Annotated in this window: 22 protein-coding genes; all 22 read left to right on the top strand. The window is 54.3% G+C overall.

The window, feature by feature from the left end:
• Positions 1 to 149: 149 nt before the first annotated feature.
• The 22 genes from FPL14_RS07080 (at position 150) to FPL14_RS06975 (ending at position 25,376) form a co-directional block, all read left to right on the top strand.
• Entirely contained in the window at positions 150 to 1,439 is a 1,290-nt protein-coding gene (locus FPL14_RS07080; RefSeq protein WP_182302348.1) for a cellulase-like family protein, read from the top strand.
• Between the two features lie 20 nt (positions 1,440 to 1,459).
• Positions 1,460 to 3,058: a response regulator gene (locus FPL14_RS07075; RefSeq protein WP_182302347.1), complete on the top strand. Its 1,599-nt coding sequence runs from the start codon at positions 1,460 to 1,462 to the stop codon at positions 3,056 to 3,058.
• A gap of 1 nt (position 3,059) precedes the next feature.
• Positions 3,060 to 4,841: a cache domain-containing sensor histidine kinase gene (locus FPL14_RS07070; RefSeq protein ID WP_182302346.1), complete on the top strand. Its 1,782-nt coding sequence runs from the start codon at positions 3,060 to 3,062 to the stop codon at positions 4,839 to 4,841.
• 263 nt (positions 4,842 to 5,104) lie between these two features.
• Positions 5,105 to 6,010, top strand: a complete 906-nt coding sequence (locus FPL14_RS07065; protein ID WP_182302345.1) for an ABC transporter permease — start codon at positions 5,105 to 5,107, stop codon at positions 6,008 to 6,010.
• Between the two features lie 33 nt (positions 6,011 to 6,043).
• Positions 6,044 to 6,928 carry a carbohydrate ABC transporter permease gene (locus tag FPL14_RS07060; protein ID WP_182302344.1) on the top strand — a complete coding sequence of 295 codons (885 nt, stop codon included), beginning with the start codon at positions 6,044 to 6,046 and terminating at the stop codon, positions 6,926 to 6,928.
• A gap of 100 nt (positions 6,929 to 7,028) precedes the next feature.
• On the top strand, positions 7,029 to 8,624 hold the full coding sequence (locus FPL14_RS07055) for an ABC transporter substrate-binding protein (protein WP_229263818.1): 1,596 nt from the start codon (positions 7,029 to 7,031) through the stop codon (positions 8,622 to 8,624).
• A 74-nt stretch (positions 8,625 to 8,698) separates the two neighbouring features.
• Positions 8,699 to 10,180, top strand: a complete 1,482-nt coding sequence (locus FPL14_RS07050; protein WP_229263817.1) for an alpha-N-arabinofuranosidase — start codon at positions 8,699 to 8,701, stop codon at positions 10,178 to 10,180.
• Between the two features lie 107 nt (positions 10,181 to 10,287).
• Positions 10,288 to 10,470, top strand: coding sequence for a hypothetical protein (locus FPL14_RS07045; protein ID WP_182302342.1), 183 nt, complete (start codon positions 10,288 to 10,290; stop codon positions 10,468 to 10,470).
• Positions 10,471 to 10,505: 35 nt separating this feature from the next.
• On the top strand, positions 10,506 to 13,298 hold the full coding sequence (locus FPL14_RS07040) for an alpha-L-rhamnosidase (RefSeq protein WP_182302341.1): 2,793 nt from the start codon (positions 10,506 to 10,508) through the stop codon (positions 13,296 to 13,298).
• A gap of 546 nt (positions 13,299 to 13,844) precedes the next feature.
• Entirely contained in the window at positions 13,845 to 14,153 is a 309-nt protein-coding gene (locus FPL14_RS07035) for a response regulator (RefSeq protein WP_182302340.1), read from the top strand.
• Positions 14,147 to 14,494: a response regulator transcription factor gene (locus FPL14_RS07030; protein WP_182302339.1), complete on the top strand. Its 348-nt coding sequence runs from the start codon at positions 14,147 to 14,149 to the stop codon at positions 14,492 to 14,494. The genes FPL14_RS07035 and FPL14_RS07030 overlap by 7 nt, the downstream gene beginning before the upstream one ends.
• 194 nt (positions 14,495 to 14,688) lie before the next feature.
• Positions 14,689 to 14,946 carry an acyl carrier protein gene (locus tag FPL14_RS07025; protein ID WP_182302338.1) on the top strand — a complete coding sequence of 86 codons (258 nt, stop codon included), beginning with the start codon at positions 14,689 to 14,691 and terminating at the stop codon, positions 14,944 to 14,946.
• 12 nt (positions 14,947 to 14,958) lie between these two features.
• Entirely contained in the window at positions 14,959 to 15,969 is a 1,011-nt protein-coding gene (locus FPL14_RS07020; RefSeq protein ID WP_182302337.1) for an ABC transporter ATP-binding protein, read from the top strand.
• The gene (locus tag FPL14_RS07015) at positions 15,941 to 16,732 is read left to right on the top strand and encodes an ABC transporter permease (RefSeq protein ID WP_220471220.1); all 792 of its coding nucleotides are present in this window, start codon (positions 15,941 to 15,943) and stop codon (positions 16,730 to 16,732) included. The genes FPL14_RS07020 and FPL14_RS07015 overlap by 29 nt, the downstream gene beginning before the upstream one ends.
• A gap of 2 nt (positions 16,733 to 16,734) precedes the next feature.
• Positions 16,735 to 17,562: an ABC transporter permease gene (locus FPL14_RS07010; RefSeq protein WP_220471219.1), complete on the top strand. Its 828-nt coding sequence runs from the start codon at positions 16,735 to 16,737 to the stop codon at positions 17,560 to 17,562.
• Positions 17,563 to 17,591: 29 nt separating this feature from the next.
• Complete coding sequence (locus FPL14_RS07005) at positions 17,592 to 19,196, top strand: bifunctional metallophosphatase/5'-nucleotidase (protein WP_182302335.1); 1,605 nt, start codon at positions 17,592 to 17,594, stop codon at positions 19,194 to 19,196.
• Positions 19,197 to 19,366: 170 nt separating this feature from the next.
• Complete coding sequence (locus tag FPL14_RS07000) at positions 19,367 to 19,624, top strand: acyl carrier protein (protein ID WP_182302334.1); 258 nt, start codon at positions 19,367 to 19,369, stop codon at positions 19,622 to 19,624.
• Positions 19,621 to 20,811 (top strand): BtrH N-terminal domain-containing protein, encoded by a 1,191-nt coding sequence (locus FPL14_RS06995; RefSeq protein ID WP_182302333.1) that lies wholly within the window; start codon positions 19,621 to 19,623, stop codon positions 20,809 to 20,811. The genes FPL14_RS07000 and FPL14_RS06995 overlap by 4 nt, the downstream gene beginning before the upstream one ends.
• On the top strand, positions 20,799 to 22,328 hold the full coding sequence (locus FPL14_RS06990) for a class I adenylate-forming enzyme family protein (RefSeq protein WP_220471218.1): 1,530 nt from the start codon (positions 20,799 to 20,801) through the stop codon (positions 22,326 to 22,328). The genes FPL14_RS06995 and FPL14_RS06990 overlap by 13 nt, the downstream gene beginning before the upstream one ends.
• The gene (locus FPL14_RS06985; RefSeq protein ID WP_182302332.1) at positions 22,325 to 23,470 is read left to right on the top strand and encodes a nucleotidyltransferase domain-containing protein; all 1,146 of its coding nucleotides are present in this window, start codon (positions 22,325 to 22,327) and stop codon (positions 23,468 to 23,470) included. Before FPL14_RS06990 ends, FPL14_RS06985 begins: the two co-directional genes overlap by 4 nt.
• A gap of 31 nt (positions 23,471 to 23,501) precedes the next feature.
• Positions 23,502 to 24,626, top strand: coding sequence for a UDP-glucuronosyltransferase (locus tag FPL14_RS06980; protein ID WP_182302331.1), 1,125 nt, complete (start codon positions 23,502 to 23,504; stop codon positions 24,624 to 24,626).
• A gap of 33 nt (positions 24,627 to 24,659) precedes the next feature.
• Positions 24,660 to 25,376: a dTMP kinase gene (locus FPL14_RS06975; protein WP_182302330.1), complete on the top strand. Its 717-nt coding sequence runs from the start codon at positions 24,660 to 24,662 to the stop codon at positions 25,374 to 25,376.
• Positions 25,377 to 25,379: the final 3 nt, after the last annotated feature.

The raw sequence follows: 25,379 nt of genomic DNA, 5'->3' as shown, positions 1-25,379 counted from the left end.
ACTGGTTATTGTTAATTCGGCGAAAGCACACCACAGCTGCGGATTAACACGACTGGTTATTGTTAATTCGGCAAAAACACGCCAAAGCTGAGGATTAACACGACTGGCTAGTGTTAATTCGGAAAAAACAAACAACAGGAGTGAACGAAATGACGAACCCTTTGTTAGCTAGATTACCGAAAAAACTGACCATCACGATGTGGGATTTCTCTTGGTACACGATGACGATGCCGGGAGAGCCGTATCACGACTTGGGCGCCCGATTCCAAGAAGCCGTAGACCGCGGATACAATTCGATACGCATCTGCGCGATGCCATATATGCTGTTTACTTCCGAGGGCAAACGTCCGGGACCGTTAAAGTTCGGCAACCTCGGGCAGGTCGGCCAACGCACCCGTTGGTACAATTGCCAAGGAGGCGCGACGCTCGACGGACATGTGCATCTGTTGGAGCTGTTCAAGCAAGCGAAGGCGCACGGCTGCTATATCATTCTCTCTTCTTGGGAGTATCAACAAAGTCCGAGCTTCTTGGCTACTCCGGAATTGTGGGACGAGCTCGCGGCTATCCCCGCGAAAGAAAGATTCATGGCGCTGGCCCATTCCATGAACCAGCTTATCCGTTACGTAAAAGAAGAGGGATACGGGGAACAAATCGCTTATGCCGAGCTCCATAACGAAGTGGAATTCGGTCAACTGACGAAGGTGGGCCAGGATCAAGGAATTCCGTTCACGGATACGGCGGGCCAGATCGAAGTGATGAAGCCTTATCTGGAAGAAGCCGTCGAGTTCCTCAAACTCAACCATCCCGACATTCTGATGACGACCAGCTACACGGTGAACGAAGCCTATCCGAAAGCTTATGTCGCCGACAATATGCAGGTAGCGCATTTCCATCTTTATATTAAAGGCGTGCTGCAAGAGTTGATGGATACGACGGGCCTTGACGACGACACCGTTCCGTTCCCTAATCAAGCGGTTCAAGCTTTACTCCGCGACGATGCGCCCCCGTTCGAAACTTGGACTTTGCCGGAAGGGCAGGAGTGGAGAATGAGAGGCAATCCGGTAGGAATGAAGCTGATCTATTTGCACGACTGGGCGGATCCGGACAAATGGGATTTGTATTTGTACGATCGCTATGCGGCGCATAAAATCGCGATGCTGCAAAAGACGGATTTCCGATTCGACGAAATCCATGAATGGGCTAAGAAATCCGATCTGCCGATCGTGATCGGCGAAGGCTACGTCGGTTATACGCCGCTGTACGCCGGATTCGAAGAAGGACCGGTCGGCAAGTTCATCGCGGAATACGCGATTCGCAAAGGCATGAAGCTAGGATTCTGGGGCATGATTCTCTGTTCGAATTGCGCTCCGCACCATCCGTTCTGGAACGACGTGCAATGGCAGCGCAAGTGGAATCGGTTTATTCAGGAATCCGTATAAGCCGGGGGGAGGTTGTCGCCTTGAAGCTTCTCATCGTGGACGATGAAGTGCGCACGAGAGAATTTCTTCATCATCGTATTCCTTGGGATACGTTAGGGCTAGATGAAGTGGAATCCGCCAAGAACGGGTTCGCGGCTCTGGAGAGAGTCGGCGAGTGGCATCCGGATATCATTCTGTGCGATATCCGAATGCCGAAGATGGACGGCATCGAATTCGCGAAGCGTCTGCGTCAAACGGACTTGGACGCCAAGCTGATTTTCCTGAGCGGCTTCTCCGACAAGGAATATTTGTTCTCGGCGATTCAACTGCAGGCGTTCCAATTCATTGAAAAACCGATTCGTCCCGACGTCCTTATGGACGCGGTCGGACAGGCCGTACGCGCGCAGCAAGCCGAGGCCGCCAAGAAGGCGGAAGAGATTCGGCTCCAATCCGCATACGATGCCAACATTCCCATTCTGCGGCGCGAGATGGTCCGCAAGCTGATCACGGATCCTTCGTCCCCGCACGTTCTGCCCGCGCTTGGCAATCGCGGGACTTTTTTGCTTCCGGTCGAAGGTCCTTATACGGTGGCGGTCGCGCCGGTGTTCTGGAATCCGGTTCTCTATGCGAAGGATGTGAAGACCGTTCAAGACGAGCTGTTGGAACGGTTAGGAAATGATCCGACGGCTCGGGAATGGAACATGATCGGCGGATTCGATTCGCAGAGCTGGCTCGTCTTGATCATGCCGGGCAAATTCGGATCGAGTTACGGCGAAGGCAAACAAAGATTAGACCGATTGCACGGCATGCTTCAGCGATATTTGGATAGCCGCATTGCTTTCAAGCTAGGCGTCGGCAACGCGGCCCGCCATCTCGCGGAAATCCCGGAGTCCTATCGTTCGGCTTTCGAAGCGGGCAATTTGGAATTTTACAAGGAACGAGGCGGAATCACGTTCGCTTCCGAGTTAGGCGGGCACGAACCGTTGGAGACGGACTGGGAGGAGCTTAAGCAATTCCGGGAAGCGATCCGCAAAGGGGATGTCGTCCAGGCTACCCGGCACGTCCATGATTTATCCGCTAGAGCGCGGAAATGCAGGGATCTGGACATTATCCGCGTCAAGGACGTATATTTTCAATTTCTGCTCATTCTTCTTGAAGTCGCATTGCAGCAAGGGCTGACGGATAACGATGAAGCGGGCGAGAGCAGGTACATCTGGAAGGAGATAGACCGCATTCCCGATCTGAAAGGGCTGGAGAACTACGTTCTCTCGTTCCTAGCGCCGTTTTTAAGAGAAGAGGGCGAATCCCGCGCGGGCTCCGGCAAGCTTCGGGAAATCATTCGATATATCCACGCTCACTTCCATGACCGTAATTTCGCGATTCAAGCGATCGCGGATCACGTGAACTTGAGCGAGACTTACTTATGCTCGTTCTTCAAGAAGCAAAGGGGACAAACGATCAAAGAGTACATTACGGCAACCCGGGTGGAGAAGGCGAAGGAGTTGCTCGCCGACCAGGAGCGGAAATTGTACGAAATCGCTTTGTCGGTCGGAATAGGCGACGCGAATTATTTCACGACTTTTTTCAAGAAGTACGCAGGCTGTACGCCATCGGAATACCGTGAAAGGCTAGGGCGCTAGTATGAGGGCATGGACAAAACGTTGGTCCGATCTGAGCATCCGTTACAAGCTGTTCGCGGTATTCCTTTTTGTCGTTTCGGTTCCGTTCGCGCTTCTATTATCCATCCACTTGAGCATGACGGCCAAGGAAAGCAAGCAACAGGCTACCGTCTCCGCGCATAAGGTCATGGAAGAGACGAAAGCTTATTTGGAATACAAAGCGGTATCTATCCATGAGGTGCTTAATTTTATCGCGTTTAACGACGTCATTCAGGAAGCGGCCGCCAACCCTGAACCTTATACCGACGTTAACTTATGGGGGACGGACGCGAACCGGGTCGCTAAAGTGCTGCACCAATTTCGCTACAATCAGGACATAGAGATGATGCAGCTATATATGAAAGCGGGTCTTGCCGGAGAAGCCGGGAACGATGATTATCTGAAGCTTGAAAACGTCGAAAACGAACAATGGTTCATCCGGTATGCGACGTCCAAAGCGACTTTCGGGTGGTTCCCGTCCTCTTACTTCGAACCGGACGCGGGCGCGGGGACGATCTCCGTTCTTCGCAAAATTCCCGAGGAGCACAGTCTGGCCAAGTCCTCGGGCATCGTACGCGCGCAACTCTCGCAATCGGCGATGCAGAGCGTGCTTAACCATACGACCTTTACGCCGAATACGTCGGTGTTTCTATTGAACGATCAAGGGGATTTGCTTAGCACGACCACATCGGTCCAATTCGGACATCAGGACGTCGAAGCTATGCTGGATGCCCACCCGGAGCTGATCGCGCTCGATACGACCTGGGACAACCACGTCGTGTACGAGGGGCGATCTCTTCTTGTCGGAGCAAGTCCGATCTTCGGGTCGGCGATGAGATTGGTCGTCATCGTCCCCGAATCGGATATTTTAGCGACGACGTATCAAGCGAGGAACCAATTGATCGCGATCTTCCTTCTGATCATTCCGTTTACGCTGCCTTTGTCGTTCATAGTGGCCGGCTCGTCTACGAAGCGCATACGACAGCTGACGCGGAACATGGCGAAGGTGAAGGGAGGCAGCTTTTATCCGATTCAGCTTCCCGCGAACAGGGACGAGATCGGCGAGCTTACCTTAAGCTTCAACGACATGGTAAACAACGTCTCCAAGCTGATGGACGAAACCTACCAGCTCGGCAGAGAAGTCAAAAACAAAGAATTAAAAGCTTTGCAGGCGCAAATCAATCCTCACTTCTTATACAACACGCTCGATCTCATTAACGTCATGGCCATCGAATCGGGAGAGCGCGATATTTCGACCGTCGTGGACGAATTGGCGGTTTTCTATAAATTGAGCTTATCCAACGGACGGGAACGGGTTTATCTCGACAGCGAGCTTAAGCATGTGGAAGCGTACGTGCGCATCCAGAACATGCGATTCGGAGGCGGAATCGCGCTTGAGCGCGAGGTGCCGGAAGAGCTGTTGAACTGCGAGGTTCCGAAGATCATGCTTCAGCCGTTGATCGAAAATTCGATTCTGCACGGCATTCGGGAGAAGGATTCGGAAGAAGGAACGATCAAAATCAAAGCCTGGAAGGACAAAGGAGACATATACGTCCAAGTCGAGGATGACGGCGTCGGCATGGACGAGAAACAGCTCGCGAACGCGATGACCGGCAAGAGCAGCAAAGGAACCGGAGGCTTCGGGGTACGGAACATTCAGGAGAGGATCGAGCTGTTCTTCGGCGCTTCGTACGGCTTAACTTACGTGAGCGAAGTAGGACAAGGCACGGTCGTCACGATCAGGCTGCCGGAGGTCCAATTTTGATCACGAAGGGTTTCAAGAAGCGGATACGACATCGAATCTTGAATTCAGCCGGGCCTTCCGGTGCTCACGTAGGTTTCGCCTACGCTCCGCGCCTCAGTCCCGAGCTTCATCCAACCTTCTCGGTGCTGAAAATCGGACTTAAGGAACATTCATATAGGCTACGAAGGTTTTCAAAGGAAATCGTAACTTTATCCGGTAGGTGTCCCTCCGCGATCGTACTAAAATGAAGACACTGCAGAGAGAAACTCCCGGATGGTGATGGAATGATAAGAGAACTTCGCAAAAACTGGCCGCTGTACACGATGTTTTTACCTATCGCGGTTTACTTTCTAATTTTCGCTTACGCGCCTATGGCGGGAATCGTGATGGCTTTCAAAGACTTTAACTATAGGGGAGGAATATTCGGGAGCCCGTGGAACGGCTTCGATAATTTCGAATATTTTTTCCGATCGGGCAAAGCTTGGCTCGTCACGAAAAACACGATTATGTACAATGTCGTTTTTCTGGGCGCCTACACGTTATTTTCGGTTATGACGGCGATATTCTTATCGGAAGTGTACAACAAGTTTTTCAAACGCGTTTCCCAGACTTTTTTGTTCCTGCCTTATTTTATTTCGTGGGTTACCGTATCGGCGTTCGTCTACAACTTCTTGAACTACGAATACGGAATCGTCAACGTTATCCTTAGAAAATTGAATTTGGATGCGATCGATATTTATTCGTCGCCTTCCGTTTGGTTTCTCATTCTTCCGCTGCTGTACGTATGGAAGTGGGTCGGGTACGGCAGCATCCTGTATTTGGCGGCGATCGTAGGCATCGACCAGGAAGTATACGAAGCCGCGACGATCGACGGAGCGAGCAGATGGCAGAAAATCACGCGAATTACGATTCCTCTGCTGAAGCCTACGATGATTATCTTGATTTTGCTAGGTTTGGGAAGGATCATGCGCGGGGAATTCGATATGTTCTACCAATTGATCGGCAACAACGGCATGTTGATGGATGCGACGGATATTATTGACACTTTGGTTTTCAGATCGTTAGTCGGGACTCAGGATTTCGGCATGGCATCTTCGGTTGGTTTCTACCAGTCGGTGTTGACTCTCATTATTATTCTATCCGCGAACTACCTTGTCCGACGTTACGACAAAGATCAAGCGCTCTTCTAAATCGCACTCCATAGACAAGCAGGTGAATGAATCATGGGTATTAACAAATTGAATAAAGCTCCGGGGTTTACCGCTTTAGCTTATTTGATCATCGGCGGTATGGCTATCATTACGGTCATTCCTTTTATCGTGCTGATCGCCGGGTCGCTTTCCTCGGAGAGCGCCGTGCTGAAATACGGCTACTGGTTCTGGCCGAGGGATTTTTCATGGGACGCTTACGCGTTTATCTTCCGCTATCCGGCCGAGGTGATTTCCGCTTATCGCGTATCGATCATCATTACCGTCGTGGGAACGGCGATCGGGCTGTTCGTCTCGACGATGGCCGCTTACGTTCTCTATCGCAAAGAGGTCAAATACCGGAACGCCTTGGCTTTCTATCTCTTCTTCACCACGTTGTTCAACGGAGGATTGGCTCCGTTCTACATCTTGATCACGAAATATTTGGATCTTAAGAACACGCTGCCCGTTCTCGTCTTGTTGCCTATGTTTAACGTCATGTACATCCTGATCCTCCGCAGCTTCATTCGCGGGTCGATTCCGGAGCCGCTCATCGAATCCGCCAAAATCGACGGCGCCGGCGAATATCGGATTTTCTTCCAGATGGTGCTGCCGTTGTCCAAGCCCGCGCTGGCGTCCATCGGATTGTTCACCGCGCTCGCTTACTGGAACGACTGGTGGACGGCGATGATGTTCGTCAGCAAGGATCATCTGATTCCGCTCCAGTACATGCTGTACAAGATGATCTCCTCGGTGAATATGTCGGCAGCGATGGCTCAATACGCCGGCGCCATGGAGCAGCCGAAAGAGACGTTCAAGCTGGCCATGACGGTCATCGCGACCGGCCCGATTCTTGCCCTGTTTCCTTTCGTCCAGAAGTATTTCGTATCGGGAGTGACGATCGGCGCGGTTAAAGGGTAATCGGCTTCCGGCCACCGGCTTGGTTCGAAGGATATGAGTCCGTGAAAGCGGATTTATATAGAGGTTCAGACATCTGGTCTATTAAGGGGAGGAATTGAAAGTGAGAAATAAGTTCAGTTATGCCGTTGCGATGCTTCTGCTGTTCTCGCTCGTATTGGCCGCATGCGGCGGCAACAACGGGAACAACGAGGCCGCGGAATCGAACGGTTCGTCAGCAAATCCGACGGCCGGCGCGAGTTCGGACGGGATCGACAATTCCAAAGAAGTAAAGCTTAGCATGTACCTGCTAGGGGATGCGCCGAAAGGCATGCCCGAGGTGATGGAGCAAGTCAATATAAAGATGAAAGAAAAAATCAACGCCACGATCGACTTGAACTATATCGGCTGGGGCGACGTCCAGTCCAAATATCCGCTCGTGCTCGCATCCGGCGAAGACGTAGACATTATCTTCACGGCGGATTGGAACTTCTACGTTCAAGAAGCGAACAAAGGCGCGTTCTACCCGTTGAAGCAAGACGAGTTGAACAAATACATGCCGCAGCATATGGCAAAGCTGAAACCGGAAGCGCTTAAAGCCGCGGAAATCAACGGAGTTCCTTACATGGTTCCGACGGCTACTCCGGACCGTAAAGCCAACGTAGCGGTCATCCGCAAAGATCTGCGCGAGAAATACGGCGTTCCCGCATTCGCGAAGTTTTCCGAAATCGGGCCATACCTCGAAGCGATCAAGCAGAACGAGCCGAATATGATTCCATTGAATTTGGACAATCAATACGATCTACCGACTCCTCACCTTTTCTTGACGAACGAGAAGATCGCCTACACCCAGCCGCTCGACTCGGGTAACCCGATGGCTCAAGGGATCGCTTACGATTATGAGGATCCTTCCGGCAAAGTGTTCACGACCGTTGAAGAACCATTCTTGAGCGCTTCCAAATACGCTTCCAACATCATGAAAGAATGGTATGATAAAGGATACGTAAACAAAAACCCGTATGCGAACAAAACCCGTTCCAAGGATAATTTCTGCGAAGGCAAATCGGGCGTCGCTTTCGGCAACTCGCTGGACGTTGCGGCGATGACCGAGCTGTGCGCGTCCAAGGGGATCGAGGTTGAAATCGTTACGTCGACTTCTCCGCAAGGACATGCGCCGCAGAACACTTGGTTAAACAACGGCTTAGCGGTCGCGGCGAACTCCAAAAATCCGGAGCGCGCGCTTCAAGCCATGGATTTGATCATGCAGGATCCAGAGATCGTATACCTCGTTTCTTTCGGAATCGAAGGCAAAAACTATGTCATCAACGCGGACGGAAAAATTGCCCTGCCCGAAGGCGTAACGCCCGATAACAATACGTTCCCGACCGATTCCAGCGGATTCTGGTTCGTCAACAAGGATCTGTTCAAGCCGCTGGCCAACTGGCCGCAATCGTACGTCGATCATATCAATTCCGTGGGCGAGAAACTGAAGCCGCTGCTCTATGCCGGATTCACCTTTAACTCGGAGAGCGTGAAATCGCAAATCGCGAGCGTTGCCAACGTATCGACGCAATACGGCAACCCGCTCTTCATCGGCGCGGTCAAAAACGTCGACGAAGCTTACGCTCAACTGACGGACAAGCTCCAAGCCGCCGGAATCGACAAGATCAAAGAGGAAATGGAGAAACAAACGACGGCTTACTTGGCAACGCTCAAGTAATTCGGTAGGCCCACAGGATCAGTTTCCTGTGGGTTTTCCTGTATAAAAGAACACAATCGAGGGGAATGGATTCAATGATCAAGCTGACGATTCAAGCCGATGCTCCGAAAGGGACGATTAGCCGCAATCTGTACGGACAATTTTCTGAACACTTAGGCCGGTGCATTTACGAAGGAATCTGGGTTGGAGAGGATTCCCCGATCCCGAACACGGACGGCATTCGGAACGATGTCATCGAGGCGCTGAAACAGGCTTCGGTTCCGGTGCTTCGTTGGCCGGGCGGTTGTTTCGCGGACGAGTATCATTGGAAGGACGGAGTAGGGCCTGCTCATGAACGTCCTCGCATGATCAATAACAATTGGGGCGGCGTGGAGGAGAACAACCACTTCGGTACTCACGAATTTCTCCGGTTGTGCGAATTGATCGGGGCCGAGCCTTACATTAGCGGAAATTTGGGCAGCGGAACCGTGCAAGAGATGCAACAATGGGTGGAATACATGACTTTCGACGGTACGTCGCCCATGGCGGATTGGCGTAAACGCAACGGTCGCGAGGAGCCTTGGAAAGTGACCTATTTCGGGGTAGGCAACGAGAATTGGAGCTGCGGCGGGAATATGCGACCAGAGTATTACGCGGATGAATATCGGCGTTACGCGACTTACGTCAGAAATTATTCCGGCAATCGAATTTACAAAATCGCTTGCGGACCGAACGAGGATAACTATCGTTGGACCGAAGTGTTGATGCGCGAAGCGGGAGCTTATATGGACGGGCTCAGCATGCACTATTACACGTTGCAGACGGGAGATTGGAAAGATAAAGGCGAAGCCGTAGGGTTCAGCGATCAAGAGTGGTTCGTCACGCTTAAAAGGACTCTTCATATGGAAGAGTTGATCGTCAAGCATTCCGCCATTATGGATCGGTACGATCCCGACAAGAAGGTCGCGTTGATCGTCGACGAATGGGGCACGTGGTATAACGTCGAGCCCGGAACGAACCCGGGATTCCTGTACCAGCAAAATACGATGCGCGATGCGTTAGTCGCCGGAATTAACCTGAATCTGTTCCATCGGCATTGCGAGCGGGTAAGGATGACGAATATCGCTCAAGTCGTTAACGTGCTGCAGGCGATGATTCTGACCGAAGGCTCGCGCATGCTTCTGACGCCTACCTACCACGTATTCGAAATGTACAAGGTTCACCAGGACGCCGAATGGTTGCCGGTTGCATTCGATAGCCCGGCGTACAAGTTCGGGGACGAGGAAATTCCGCAATTAAGCGTTTCGGCCTCCAAGGACGCCCAAGGCAAGGTACATCTTTCGGTCTGTAATTTGAGCCATAAGGACGGCGCGGAATTCCGTACGGACATCACCGGTTTCGAAGCGGTTACGGCGTCGGGCCGGCTGCTGTCGGCAGAAAGGCTGGATGCGCACAATACTTTCGATTCGCCGGAGACGATCAAGCCCGTTGTCTTGGAAGGAATCGTTCTCGCGGATGGAACGCTGAGCTTCCGCTTGCCGCCGGCGTCCGTCGCCGTCATTACTTTGGAACAATGAAGGAGCTTAGCCGATCGGTACGGCCGCAAGATCGACCGGCCCCCTGCAAAGGCTGCCGGGAAACCGTCCATATCGAAGAGAGCCAGATTGAAAGGTTTCTGGAACGGATGTCGAAAGGGGGAAGCGTTCCTTTCGTATCGGACGAGGAAGCCGCGGCGAGGATGGGGCATTGCGAGCAATGCCAGGCGCTGCAAGGCGGAACGACTTGCCGCTATTGCGGATGTTACGTGAAGATTAGAACGAAGCTGGTTGATTCCCGCTGTCCTGATCCGTTATCCGCGAAGTGGTGATAATATTGACGAATCTATGAGGGGGACACGTTTTAATGCTGCAATTCATGGAGCTTATCGTCGAAAATCATAGCCACCCGCTCGGAATCGATTGCGGCAAGCCAAGGTTCGCATGGAGTTTTGCCGTTACCGCTACCGCGCAGCGCGGCCAATTCCAAAGCGCTTACCGGATTCAGGTTTCGGATGACCCGCAGTCTCTACTTTCGAATAGAGGGAATGTATGGGACAGCGGAATCGTACAATCGCGTAGTCAAGCGAACATCGAATACGAGGGTCCTGAACTCGTCTCGACCCATCCATACTACTGGAGAGTACAAGCCTGGGATGAAGTGGGGGTTATTTCGAGCAGTGAAGTGTCATGGTGGGAGATGGGTCTGTTAGAAGAGAAGGACTGGAGAGCGCAATGGATCGGAGTAAATCCGGATGTCCTAGCCCAATGGTCTTCCGGCGAACAGTATTCGAATTCCAAACCGCTGCCGCTCTTGAGACGCGAGTTCGCGCTGGACCGGGAGGTTGTTCGGGCTCGGGCTTACGTAAGCGGATTGGGAAATTTCGAACTGCGAATGAACGGAGCCAAAGTCGGGGATCACGTGCTGGAGCCGGGTTGGACGAACTACGGGAAAACCTGCTTGTACGCCGTTCACGACATTACGCCTCATCTCCGCGCAGGAAATAATGCGGTCGGGATTATGCTTGGGAACGGCTTCTACAACGTGAACGAAGAGCCGGGACGTTATATGAAGAACGCCTTGCAGAGAGACTATCTGCCGAAGCGAGTCCAACAAGACGATCTGAAAGCGATCATTCAGTTGGCGTTCACATACTCGGATGGCACGACCGAATGGCTGGGCAGCGACGAGAGTTGGAAGGTTGCACAAGGCCCTATCGTCTATTCTTGTTACTTCGGCGGCGAGGATTACGATGCGCGGAAGGAGAAGGGAAGCTGGGACCAGGCCGGTTACGAGGAGGACGGAAGTTGGACTCCCGCAGCCGTCGTGTCCGCGCCGGGCGGAACGTTAAGGAGAGAGATGAATCCTCCTAACAAAGTAAGAGGAGTATTCCGGCCGATCAAATGGACGGAGCCTTCTCCGGGCATTTTCGTGGCGGATCTCGGACAAAATTTCTCCGGTTGGTTTAAGCTCTCGATTAGCGGCGCTTCCGCAGGTCGAAGGATCGTCGTTACCCCGGCGGAACTGCTGGGCGAGGATGGCCGCGTATGGCAAGAGCTTCAGCAGAAGGATGCGGCTTGGAACTATTTCGTCTATACGACGAAAGGGGAGCAAAAAGAAAGTTGGACGCCTAAGTTTACTTATACGGGATTCCGTTACGTGCAAATAGAAGGGGCTGTTCCTTGGGAACTGTCGTTGTCGGATCAAGAGCAGCCGGGGGAGACCGGAAAGCCCGTCGTCGAGTCTTTGGAGGGGCAACTGATCTACCCGGATGCTCCGACGATCGGTCAATTCTCTTGCTCCAATCCGATGTGGAATAGCATTCATCAAATCATCAATTGGGCAATTATCAGCAACGTGAAGAGCGTATTTACCGATTGTCCGCACCGGGAGAAGCTTGGCTGGTTGGAGGAAACTCATCTGATGGGACCTTCAGTTATGTATAATTACGGGTTGGCTAACTTGTTCCGCAAAGCCGTAAGGGATATGGCGGATTCCCAATTGGCGGATGGGCTAATACCGAGCATTTCCCCGGAATACGCGGTGTTCGAGGAAGGGTTCCTGGATTCGCCCGAATGGGGCTGCGCCTACGTGCTTATACCATGGTACCTCTATCATTGGGAAGGCGATGCAAAGATTCTGGAAGAGCATTACGAAGGAATGGCCCGTTACGCTGCTTACTTAACGAATCGATCCCATAACGGAATCGTTAGCCACGGCTTGGGGGATTGGGCAGATGTCGGCCCGAATCCCCCGCATGCCCAGAATACTCCGATACCGATTACGGCGACCGGCTACTATTACTATGTGTTGAAGATCATGAGCGAGGTATCGATCTTGCTGGGCAAGCCGGGTGAAGCAAGCAAGTATAAGGAATTGGCGGAGGAAACGAACCAAGCGTTTCACGAACGGTTCTTCGACCAGTCCGCTCGACAATACGGATCAGGCAGCCAAACTTCGAATTCGACTCCGGTGGCGCTTGGGATGACCGATCCCGCACATGTGCCGGATGTCATTGATCATCTATGCGCGGACGTGGTCGCAAGAGGTTACCATACGACGAGCGGGGACGTGGGACACCGGCTGCTGCTGACGGCATTGGCCGAGGGAGGGCGTTCGGACGTGATTGCCGATATGCTCAATCAGACGGAGGATCCCAGCTACGGCTATCAGATCGTACATGGCGCAACCGCTCTGACGGAGCATTGGGATGGACCGACGTCGGGCAAATCGCAAAATCATTTCATGCTCGGACACGTGGAAGAATGGTTTTACCGTCATTTGGCGGGGATCGTTCGCGATTACAATGGGCAAACGCCGAAAGGCGCGGATCTCGTCATTAAACCGTTCCTGGCCAAGGGAATTCAATGGACGGAAGCGAGCCATCTGATGCCGCAAGGCGCGGTCGAGATCGCTTGGAAGAGAACCGATGCGGGCGGGGTCGAGCTTATGGCAACGCTACCGCCTAACCTTAGAGCGGTGATATGCGTTCCTGCTGCGGAAGGTGCCGAGATTCGCGAGAATGGGATTCCGGTCGAACAAATTCCGGATATTAGGATCATGGAATCCGAAGCGGGATATGTTCGTTACGCCGTCGGTTCGGGGACGTACCGTTTTACTTCATCAGTCCCAATCCAATATCCGCGAAGCGGTGAGTAGATACACGGGGCTGTCTCATAAGCGGCTTGCGGGCAGCCTGTAGAGGCTACTCTTCGACTAGGAGAAATGCGAACGGACACACAGGCCGTTATTTGTGAATTATAGGATGCAAATGAACTTTATCGGACACAGGAACCCTTATTCTTCCGAACAATCGACGCTTCGGAAATTGGCTTGCCAAGGGTAAGCGTAGAGATCGGACGGCTTTCGCTTGCCCACCCGCAACGCAAGATGGCGGCAGAAGGATTACCATCCTGATGCCGCCATCTTTCCTATTTATGAGAAAGCGAGCATGTTGCCTTACGAGGCTGAAATTTTGTTTACGGGACAGTCCTTTCCGTACGTACCCGCGCGGGAGGTCTGAGCCTTCACTGACACTATACGACAATTGCGGCTATAGAATAATGCCGAATGGCACAAGAAGCAGCCAGAAATTTGGTCTATAATGGGGGTAGTTGAAAACGTTTTCCGATTATTTTCAAATTTTAGCGAGCAAAAGAGGTGATACGTGACGCGCAGGCATTCAAAGCATAAAGGAGGGAATTCATGATCCATGTAGTTGCAGCGGACAATCGCAGAATCGTATGCGAAGGGATGAAGCTTATCCTGGAGTCGGATTCCGGTATACGGGTCGTCGGATGCGCTTCTTCCGTGCAGGAAGCTTCCCGGTTATGCGGGCAATTCCGCCCGGATGCCATTCTGCTGGATGCCGAACTTGCCATCTGCGGGGACATTGACGGCATCGCCTTTATTCGCGCGGAATCCCAGCAGACGAAAGTTATCGTATTGTCGGACGGAAAGGACGAAGGGCACATCCTGCAAGCCATCCAAGGCGGGCCGACGGTTATTTGCTGAAAAGCATCAACGCTCAGGAGCTTGTAATGACCGTCAAAAGCACCGTTCTCGGGTTAAGCGTCATTCACCGGGAAGCCTTTATCAGTTTCTCGCGAATCATCGGAACGGCAGGAATAACGTTATCCGCTTCCCGGAAGTCCCTGGAGTCCTCCCTTACGCCAAGAGAGATCGAAATCGTTCAACAGGTGACGGAAGGCAAAGAAAACCGCGAAATCGCCCGAAGTCTCTACATTTCCGAGGGAACGGTCAAGAACGCGATATCCGCCATTCTCAAGAAGCTGAATCTGAAAACCCGCATCGAGCTCGTGGTCTATGCCATTCGCAACCATATCGTCGCATAAGCGCTAGCCGCCGCGACCGTTCCAAAAGGACAAACGGACAACTTTATTGGCCGCTTGTCCTTTTTTTTCGTCCGCAAAAGGTGCCGCGAGTAAAGCTATTTCATGACGAGGGGCATCTGGGTCGGTCATTCAAGTTGTTGTACCGTTAAGTCATCCCCCAATTCTTATAAAATTCCGCAAAAGGAGTGAAACGGTTGGAGATTTATGGGGAAATCGCGGATATCGTCGGGACGGTGTTTCGGATGGAGCCCGAGAGCTTGAGAAAGATGTCGGGAGACGCCCCTCTCGGCACGATCGGCCTGGATTCGCTCAATTGCATGGAAATTGTCGTCCATCTGGAGGAGAGATTCGATATCGTGTTTCACGACGAAGACCTTCTCTTGGACCGTCTGAACACGATGAACAAGCTGAACGAAATCGTGCGAAGGAAGCTGGAGCATTATCAAACTTAGGAGGTCTGCCGAATGAATGGGATTGAAGTCAGCGGACTCGTTAAGGAGTATAAGCTGAACGTTCGCCGCAAAGGTTTGCTTGGGGCGGTCCGAGGACTGCTCATGCCCGAACACCAGGTCAAGCGCGCGGTCGATTCGATCAGCTTCTCCATCGGCAAGGGAGAAATGGTCGGATTCATCGGTCCGAACGGAGCGGGAAAGTCCACGACGGTGAAAATGCTGACCGGTATTCTCGTGCCGACCTCGGGCACCGTTACGGTCGGCGGATTGTCGCCTTACAAGGACCGCAAGCGCAACGCCCGGCGTATCGGGGCCGTGTTCGGCCAGCGTACCCAACTGTGGTGGGATTTGCCGGTCATCGATACCTTCGAGCTCCTGAAGCATATTTACAAGATTCCGGAGACGGCCTACAGACGCAATATGGATATGTTCGGAGATATGCTTGGCCTTCAAGAATTCATCCAGACTCCGGTTCGGCAGCTCAGCCTCGGCCAGAAAATGCGGGCGGATATCGCCGCCGCGCTGCTGCACGATCCCGAAGTCATCTTCTTCGACGAACCGACGATCGGGCTCGATGTCGTCGCGAAAGAACGAATCCGGCAGTTCATCGTTCAGGTCAATAGGGAAAAAGACACGACGATGCTGTTTACGACCCACGACATGGACGACATTGAGATGACTTGCCGCCGGATGATCATTATCGACCAAGGCGCCAAGCTGTACGACGGTACGGTCGAGGAAATCAAGCGTGTGTATGGGCGGGACCGGATTCTGGAGGTGGAGTTCGCCGAGAGAACCGAGCTGGCTCCGATGCCCGGAATCGAAGTGGTCGAGGAAAAGGACAACCGCAAATGGTTGAAGTTCCTCAAGGATGATATTCCGGTGTCGCAGCTGATCAACCGGCTGTCCCAGCGCTACGCCATCGTCGACTTGACCGTGAAGGAGCCGGAAATCGAGAGCATCATCCGGCAAATTTACCTCGGGGGGATCCGTCTTGAGCCGAGCTTATCTGGCGTTTGCTAAGAAGGCTTTTCAGAACAATGTCGTCTATCGCTCGGAATATTACGCCGGCGTCATCAACGCCATCGTCATGATTTTCGTCAACATCGCGATCTGGAAGGCAATCTACGAGGAAGACGGAGCGCTTGAGGGCGTTCAATTCAAAATGATGGCGACGTACGTGGTACTCTCCTTCCTGCTGCAGACGCTGTATGTGATGGATGAGTATATCGTGGAAGTGAAGGTGCGGACCGGTTCGATCGCCGCGGATTTGCTGAAGCCCGTCCATTTCCGCCTCTATTTGTTCTCCTTCACCGTAGGTACGCTCGTTTTCCGGTTCGTTATGCAACTGCTGCCGGCATTGGTTGTTTCTCTGTTCCTTTTTCAACTGCTTCCGCCGTTTTCGCTGCTCTATTTTTTCTATTTTTTGGCGAGCGCGGCGCTCGGATATCTTGTTCTCTATCATTTGAATTTCCTCGTGTGGGTTAGCTCGTTCTGGTTTTACTGGACGTTTAGCCTCGTTACGATCAAGGATACCGCCGTCATGATCCTGTCCGGCGCCCTGATCCCGCTCTGGTTCATGCCGGAAAGCTGGCAGCGGACGATCGAGCTGACTCCGTTCGCCGCCATCTACTCGACGCCGATTCAGATTTATCTTGGGATGGTACCGGAGAACGAGATATTGACGAGCATGATGCGGCAGGCTTTGTGGGTCGTCGGTCTGGCTGCGGCCGGGCACGTCCTGTGGAAAGCGGCAACGCGCAAACTCGTGCTGCAGGGGGGATGAAAGTGATCTGGCATTCGTGGAAGGAACTACTCGTTCTGTTCTTCAAATATTCGAACATGAACCTGAAGCTGACGTTGGAGTACAAGCTGAACCGCAGTTTGATCACGCTAGCGATCTTTTGCAGGGAAATGGTCGGAGTCGTCGTCATGTGGCTGATCTTGCTTCGGTTCCTGCATATCCGGGGATGGGAGCTGCACGAGATGCTGTTCCTCTACAGCTTCCTTTTTCTTTCGTACAGCCTTTTCGTCTTTCTGTTCGCGGGAATCCGCGATTTCGACAACATGGTTCACTCGGGAGAATTCGACAGGTTGCTCACCCGCCCGCTCGGCCTGATGTTTCAGATCGTCGCGGCGCGCATCGATTTCTCGGCCACGCTGGGGCACGGCATCGTCGGCGTGCTGCTGTTCTCGAACACAGCTTTCTCCGTCGGCATCGATTGGACCTGGGGTAACGTCGCCTATTTCGCGCTCGTCCTGCTTGGGGGAACGTTGATCCAAGCCGCGATCTTCCTATTGTCCGCTTGCTTCAGCTTCTGGGCGGTCAAGACGGAGAGTCTGCGGAATCTGATCTTCTTCAACACTCGGAGAATAGCCGGATACCCGCTGTCGTTCTATCCCGTTTTCATTCAAAAGCTGCTCGTATTCGTTATTCCGCTGTCGTTCGTCAATTATTTCCCGGCCCAATATTTTCTCCGCAAGGACGACGCGTCCCTGTGGAGCGGATACCTGTATCTTACCCCCGTCGTCGGGGCGCTTCTGTTCGGGTTCGTATTCCTTCTTTGGAAGCGGGGCGTCCGCCATTACTCAAGCACAGGCCATTCCGCTTATTGAGCGGCCGGGCAAGGGAGGAACCATCGATCATGGGCGATCGGGCTCTAGCCACTTCTACCCGTTCTTACCGCAACCTCATCGTGTTAGCCGTCCTGCTGCTCGCAGCGGCGTCTTACTTGCTATACCGCTTCGTCGACTTCAACGAAGTCAAGCTGGCGGCAGGCTATTACGACAAAAGAATCACGATCCTAAGCACGTCCGACATCCACGGCCATCTCGTCTATAACGAAGCCAACGGCGGTTATTACACGCTGGATGAAGTGAATGTCGAGATGGGCATGCCGCTGATGAAAGGCATCGTCGACCGCATTCGGGAGAAGCATCCGGACGCGCTGCTGCTCGATAGCGGAGACATGTTTCACGGCACGAACGAGGCGAACATCGACAAAGCGCAGGGCGTATTGGAGGCTGCCAACCTGATGGGCTTCGATGCTATGGCCGCAGGCAACCACGACTTCGACTTCGGCTTCGACCGTCTGATGGAGATCAAGTCCGAATTGAGCTTTCCGATCTTGTCGGCCAATACGTTCTTCAACGGCGAGCCTGCTTTCCAAGATTACCTCATCAAGGAAGCCGACGGATTGAGGATCGGGATTTTCGGTCTTACCGTGCCCGATTCTCTATCCAATATGAACGTATTCGAGCAGTCGGGGGCAATCGAGTATCAAGATCCGACGCTCATCGCGGAAAAGGTCGTAGCCAAGCTCCGGAAGGAAGGCGTGGACACGATCGTTCTTGTCTCCCATCTGGGCGACGACCGGGACAAAGAGCTGGTTCGAGAGGTGCCCGGAATCGATCTCGTGCTAAGCGGCCACCATCATTGGCTGTACAAGAAACCCGACCGGGTCGAAGATTCTTATATCGTGGAAGCCGGTTCCTACAGCACTCACGTCGGCGAAGCGGTACTGTACTTCCGGGGCGGCAAGGTAGCGAACATGTCATGGAAGGTGCACCAGACGAAAGACCGTTCTCTCGAAGATAAAGAGGTGCTGGCCGTTGCCGATAAGTATCACGCGCTGGCATTGGAAGCCGGCAAACGGATCGTCGGAAGCACGGCCGTGGCGCTGGACGGCACCCGAACCCATGTCCGCAGCCAAGAGACGAATCTAGCCAACGCGCTTGCCGACGCCATGAGGGAGCAGGGGAAGGCCGACATTGCCTTGCTGAACGGCGGAGCCATCCGCGAAAGCGTCCCGGAAGGCCAGCTCAGGCTGTACGACGTGACGAAGCCGCTGCCGTTCGTCAATTCGCTCGTCACCGTGGAGGTCAAGGGCGACAAAATCTACGAAGCGCTGGAACGCGGCGTACGCGCCTGGCCGTTCGGCTCCAGCAACGGCGGATTTCTTCAGGTTTCCGGACTCGAATACCGGTTCGACGGTTCCAAGCCGGCAGGCAAACGGATCATCAGCGTAACCAAAGACGGCCGTCCGCTCGACCGGGACAAAACCTACAAGGTCGCGATCAACGACTATTTGGTGAACGGCGGCGACAATTACGAAGAATTCAAGGAGGCTAAGGCGCTCTCCAAAGGCGATCTTCTAAGCACCGTATTCGCCAAGTATATCGAGAGCAAGGGCGTCATCAATCCCGGTACGGACGGGCGGATCGAGGTCGTTAACGCGCGGTACAAGTAAACGTTTTGTTATTTGCTTAGGACTCGGCCATGTGCGAATAACGTTTACTTCGTTGAGCCGTAGCAGCCGCGCTTGAAGCACGAAGGCCAAAAAAGTGCCTTCGTTTCCCTGACAAATAGGGGGACTTAAGTAATAACAACGATTTCAATTATTCGGAAGGGGTGCCGACAATGGATAAATCGATCATTGAACAAAAAGTATGCCAGTGGGTAAGGGAGAAAGCGACGGTTCCGAGCGAAGAAATTGCGCTGGACGCGGATTTGCGGGACAACTACGGGATCGACTCCATCTCGCTTGTCGAGCTGCTCGTGGAAATCGAATGCGCCTTCGACATGACCTTCGACAGCGCGTCCCTGACGAACGACTACTTCTCCACGGCCGGATCGATTTCGGAATACGTGTGCCGCAAGCTTGCGGTTTCGGCATGAGCAGGGCCGAGCTTGCCGGCGAGGGAAAGGTCCGGCATTCGGCGGAAGGAGTGCCCCGGTATTTCTCTCCGCATGCCGCGGATTGCTTCAACAACGTATACGGGGCGGCACTCTCTCATCTCGGCCTCAACCCCGATATCGTTCTGGCCGATTATATGAACTTAATGTATGACGAAGAAACGCGCTGCATCGGGATCAATTTCCTGATGCGCTTCTCCGCTTCGAACGAATTCACCGAGGAGGAGTTGAACTCTTCCATGGAATTCGCTTATTTGCCCGCCACCTCTCTTTTCGATCGGAGGGGCGCGGAATCGGAAAGGTTCCGCCGTTGCAAGGATCGCGTGCATATTCGACTTCTGCTTACCGACGACCCGGAAACGGCGCACCTTCGATTGAAAGAGCGGATCGATGCCGGCAAGCCGCATATCGTGGCCGTCGACCTTCACGAAATGAGCTATCACCGGGCATTCGGGAGGGAGCACGGCTTGCATGCGGTCGTCATAACCGGTTACGACGAAGAGGCGAACGTATACGAGTTGTTCGACAAGTACAAGCATTCGAGCAGCGACTTCGACGGGACGCTGCCGATGGAGGAAGTCCGGCGAGGCAGAAGCGGAATATGCCGCTACGACAATCCGCTGACGGGACCGTTCGCCAGGGAAGTACGGAACATGTGGATGGAAGTGGATGCCGATCCCGCATTCCGGGTCGAACCGGACAAGCTGCGGAACGTATTCCGCGTGAGCGTCCGGCGAATGAAAGGAGAAGAAACCGTCCTCGGGCAGCCATGCGGCCTGCAACGCATCGCCCGCTTCCGCGAGGCGGTGACGGAGACGGGAGCGCGATCGTCTTCCGCGGAGAAGGAAGTGTACCTGTTCCGCCATGTGTACAATCGCAATCTGAAGCAGGTCAGCCGGCAACGCAAGCGGTTCCTCGTCTTCGCCGAGGCGATCGGCTTTATGCTGCCAGCCTCTTTGCTCGAAATGCTGCGCGAACGGCTGGAGGAGTCGGCTATGCGGTGGGACATTTGCGCCAATCTGGCGCTCAAATACGGCATCTCCCGCAAACCGGACGCGCTGGAAGAGATGGCTAGGCAGCTATTCCTGATTGAAGGCCTCGAGCGGGAGATCGCGGAGAAGCTGGAAGCGCAGTCGGAACGCGAGGAGGGATATTCATGTACAAGATGACGCCTTGGACGTTGTTCGAGGAAGCTTGCGAACGGCACGGCGAACGTACGTTGCTCGTCTACAACGAGAGGAGCTTTACCTACGCTCAAATTCGCGAGCAAGCCGAGGCATTCGCGCGGATCGTCGACGCACTGGATTTTCGAATGGCGGGCGCGTATTTGCCTAACTGCTCGGAATTCATTACTTGCATGCTGGGGCTTAGCCGGCAGCGCAAAGCTTTCGTCTCGCTCTCCTATCAATTCAAGGGGGAGGCTCTTATCGAACTGCTCGATTATACCGACGTCGAGCTGCTTATTACGGACGCCAAAGGGATCGGAGCAATCGAGGCGCATATCGGACGGTTAAACGTGCGGTTCGCGTTCGTATTGGGAAGCGACGGAAGCTTCGACCTTCGCGCTTATCCGGGCAAGCCGGCTCGGCCTCTGCCGGGCATCGGAGAGAATACGTTCGGCATCTGCTTCACTTCGGGCTCCACTTCCCGGCCGAAAGGCATCGTGCTGTCGAACGAGGCGATCGTCGGCAATGCTCTCGCCGTCGCGGATCATCTGAACTTTACCTGCGAGGATCGTACGATTGTTCCAAGATCCCTTGCGCAGGCCAGTCCGCTCGCCGGAGACGTCTTAATGGCGATCAGCCGGGGCGGGGGGATTATTCTGCTCAACAACGTTTTTCATCCGGGCATTTTTCTCAAGGCCATTCAGGATTACAAAGCGACTCAATTCTACATCGTGAGGACGATGCTGCTGCAGACGCTGGAATATCCGGGATTCGCGAATTACGATCTGAGCTCGCTGAAGCGGGTTCTGATCGGAGGGATGGTCAACTCGCTGAACATCTATCAAGAGACGGCGAAGCGGCTTCCGCAAGCGAAGGTGTACAACGCTTACGGAACTTCCGAGGCGGTCGCCCGCGTCACCTTCGGCGAGCATGAGGACGTGACGACGAAAACGTGCGTCATCGGCAAGCCGATCGCGGGCTGCTCCGTCTCCGTCCTCCGGGAGGACGGCACGGAGACGGAAACCGGGGAGACGGGCGAAATCTACATCCGCAGCGCGTACGCGATGGACGGATATTACAAGTCGGAAGAGCTGACGGCCGAGGTGCTGACGCCATGGGGCATCCGGGTGAAGGATGCCGGCTTCCGGGACGGGGACGGGTTGTTCTACGTGCTTAGCCGAACCGACGACATGATCGTGCAGGGAGGCAGCCGGGCGTATCCCATAGATATCGAAGAGGTGCTGCTTAAGCATCCGGCCGTGCAGGAAACGGTCGTTCTCGGCGTGGAGGACGATAAGCTCGGACAGCGGATCGTCGCTTTCGTGACCGCGAGGCCAGGCTTCGCCTTGGAAGCGCGCGAGCTCTACAAGTGGTGCGTGTCATCGCTGGAAGACCGCAAGGTGCCCAAGGAGATCCATGTGGTGGACGCCATTCCCCGCAACGTGATCGGGAAGATCAACAAAAACGATGTCAAAGAGTTATACCGGAATCTATTAGCCAAAGAGGAGGCGGCGGGATGAACAGGGAGCAATTGTCGCCGGAGCGGCAGCTGGTGCTGCTGACGGCCGTGGAAGTGGAAGAGCCGCAAAGGGAGAAGCTGGAGAGCCTGCTCGGGGAACGTCTCGAATGGGGAGAAGCCGTCTACCAGATGATTACGCACCGTTCCCTTAACATGTTCGGCTACAATCTTAAAAAATACGGGCTGTTCGATAAGCTGGAGCAGGAGCTGAAGCGCCTGATCAACATGCAATGGGCGGTATTCCGGGAACGCAACGGCCACTATTCCCGCAGGCTTGTCGAGGTGCTGGAAGCGCTGGATCGGGAGAAAGTCGTGCTGGCCGTGTTGAAAGGCAATTTGCTGGCCCATCTGGTCTACCCTTCGATCGAAACGAGGGTGTTCAACGATTTGGACTTCCTGATGCAGCTCGGGGACGTGAACAAGGTGACCGAGACGCTGGAGGCGTTGGGATACGTGCAGGGTCATTTCGACGAGAATACGCTGGAGATCACGCCGGCGACCCGCAAAGCGAAGCTTGTCCAGCAGATGACGACGCACGAAATCCAGGAATTTCTGCTGCGGACGGACAACCTTTTCGCTCCGCTCGTCGAAGTCGACGTGAACCACGATATTCTGTGGCGCGGAAATTGCCCGTACAAGGTGCCGACCGAGGAGCTCATTTCGCGGGCGGTGCCGGTCGAAATCGGCGGCGTCAAGGGGTATCGGCTCGATCATGCCGACAATATCATTCAGCTAAGCTGCCATTTGTTCAAGGAAGCGACTCTGATGGTCTGGATCACGAGCCTGAAGGATCTGAAAATCTACAAATTCGCCGATCTGCACATGTATATCCGCAAATTCGCGGACGAGATCGATTGGAAGACGCTGCTCGAACGCATTCGCAAATACGGGCTGGAGAAGGTCGTGTACTATAACTTCCATTATATCGCGATGATGTTCGGAGAAAGCGTGCCCGCGGACATCGTGGAACAGTTGAAGCCGGACGATTTGAGCTATCTCGATCAATACGCCATCGAGAACGAAACGCCGTCCACTTGGGAATTCGACTTCTTCACGCGGCTGTTCGACGTGAACCGGATTCTGAGCATCGACGAAAGCCAAGCCGCGGGTTTCCGCCGCTTCGTGCAAGCCAAATTCGGTTGAAGCCGATTCGGACGGAAGGGGGGATTCACCAATGGCTGCGGATACCGTAACGGTACTGTGCTCGGGCTTCGGGCTCGGGCTGTACGTGCCCGGGCTATTGATCGCCGAACGCCTAAAGCGTCTCGGCATCGACGCGGAGGCGTGCGTGTTCGAGACGCTGATCGCAGAGGACAAACAGGAGCAGGTGCTGAAGAGCAGGCAGTCATGCCATCGGAGCTTCCAAGTGGCGCAGTTCTCGGCGCGGATGCCGATGGATCTCTCGAAAAGCATGGACGATCGGGCAGTCGGGCACTTGCTTGAACGTTGGGAGGAAGAAGGGCGCAGCTCGTTTATCGCGCTTTCGGGACATTGGCTTCACGTGCTGGATCGGTATCGGGAGCGGGTGTTTCCCCGGGCCGTGCGCGCGGAAATCGTCTACGTCGACTGCGGCCTGCCGCCATCCTGGACGAGCGTGAAGCATTACGATCCGAATTACGCGGACAGGTACCGCGAGAATTGGATCTACGATGCCGCTTCCAATCGGCTAAATTATCCCGTCGCAGTGGCGGACGTCTCTCCGCCGTCATGGGACGAGCGGGAACGAAGGCTGATCGTTCACGGAGGCGGCTGGGGCATGGGGACGTACCGGACGAAAATTCCGGAGCTTCGCGAGCGCGGATTCCCGCTCGACATCGTCGCTTACGAGAGGAGCGAGGGGAGCGGGGGAGCGGAGGGAGACCGGTTCTATATGGTAGATCCAGGATGGACGCCTTGGCGGAGGAACGCGGAAGAGGCGCTTACGTTCCCTCCTCTTGGCGAGATCCGGGACGGAAGAGCGGACTGTTTCGTATGCCGCGGCGATCGCCACGAACTATTCGACGTAACCTCGCGGACGATGGCTATCGTAGGCAAGCCGGGAGCGGGTACGTTGATCGACTCGTTCGCATCCGCGACTCCGCTGGTCATGCTGGAGCCGTTCGGAGAGCATGAAAAAGCCAACGCGAGATTATGGCAATCGCTCGGCTTCGGAATTTCTTACGAGGAATGGAGGGACGGCGGCTTCTCCGCAGAGGTTCTGGAGCGGCTGCACGATCGTTTATTGGAGGCCGGGAGGTGCCACGGAACCGATTATGCCGCCGATTACGCCAAGCGGCTCCGAACCGTGACTCCGGCATAAAAAATCTGCAACCGGGCGGGGGGGGGGTTGGGAATGGAACCGCATCCGGACCGCGTTCATCGCGGCAAAGGCGTTCTGATCGTCTTCGAGGGCATCAGCGGCTCCGGCAAAAGCGAAGGCATCGGGAAGCTCCGTTCCGAGCTGAAAGCGCTCGGCTTCGCGGCCTCGGCGGTGGAGTGGAATTCCCGCGGATTCCTGCGGGAACTCGCGGATCGGCTGAAGGGCAGGAATCTTCTCGGACCTGCTGTTTACAGCCTGCTGCAGTGGTTCGGCTTTTTGCTCGATTACGCGTTCATCATCCTTCCTCGCTTGCGGAGGAATGAAATCGTGATCGCCGACCGATATGTCTATACCGGCTTTACGCGGGACATCGCGAACGGGGCCGGCCGCTTGGCGGGCAGGGTGTGGCTGCGCCTCGTCCGCGCCCCCGATCTTCTCTTTTTCTTCGATCCGCCGCCTTTCGTCTGCTGGGAACGCATTCAGCGGCGAGGGAAGGCGCTTTTTCACCCGAACCGGTCCATCCGACGAAATTCCGAAACGCGGAACCCCGAGCTTGTCTATCTGACAAGGCTGAGGGAGGAATACGTGGAGCTGTTCAAGCGCCTCAAGACCGACAAACGAACGCGAACCGTTATCGTAACGGACACGCAGGCGCAAGTCGCTTCATGCGTGGAAGCGTATCTGCTCGAGAAATGGGGGAAGGCGGCATTATATCGCGACGCACCCGAAAACCGGACAAGAGGAGGATAAAAG

The sequence above is a fragment of the Cohnella cholangitidis genome (assembly GCF_014107495.1).
GTDB lineage: Bacteria > Bacillota > Bacilli > Paenibacillales > Paenibacillaceae > Cohnella > Cohnella cholangitidis.
This window is presented reverse-complemented; position numbering and strand designations above follow the sequence as displayed.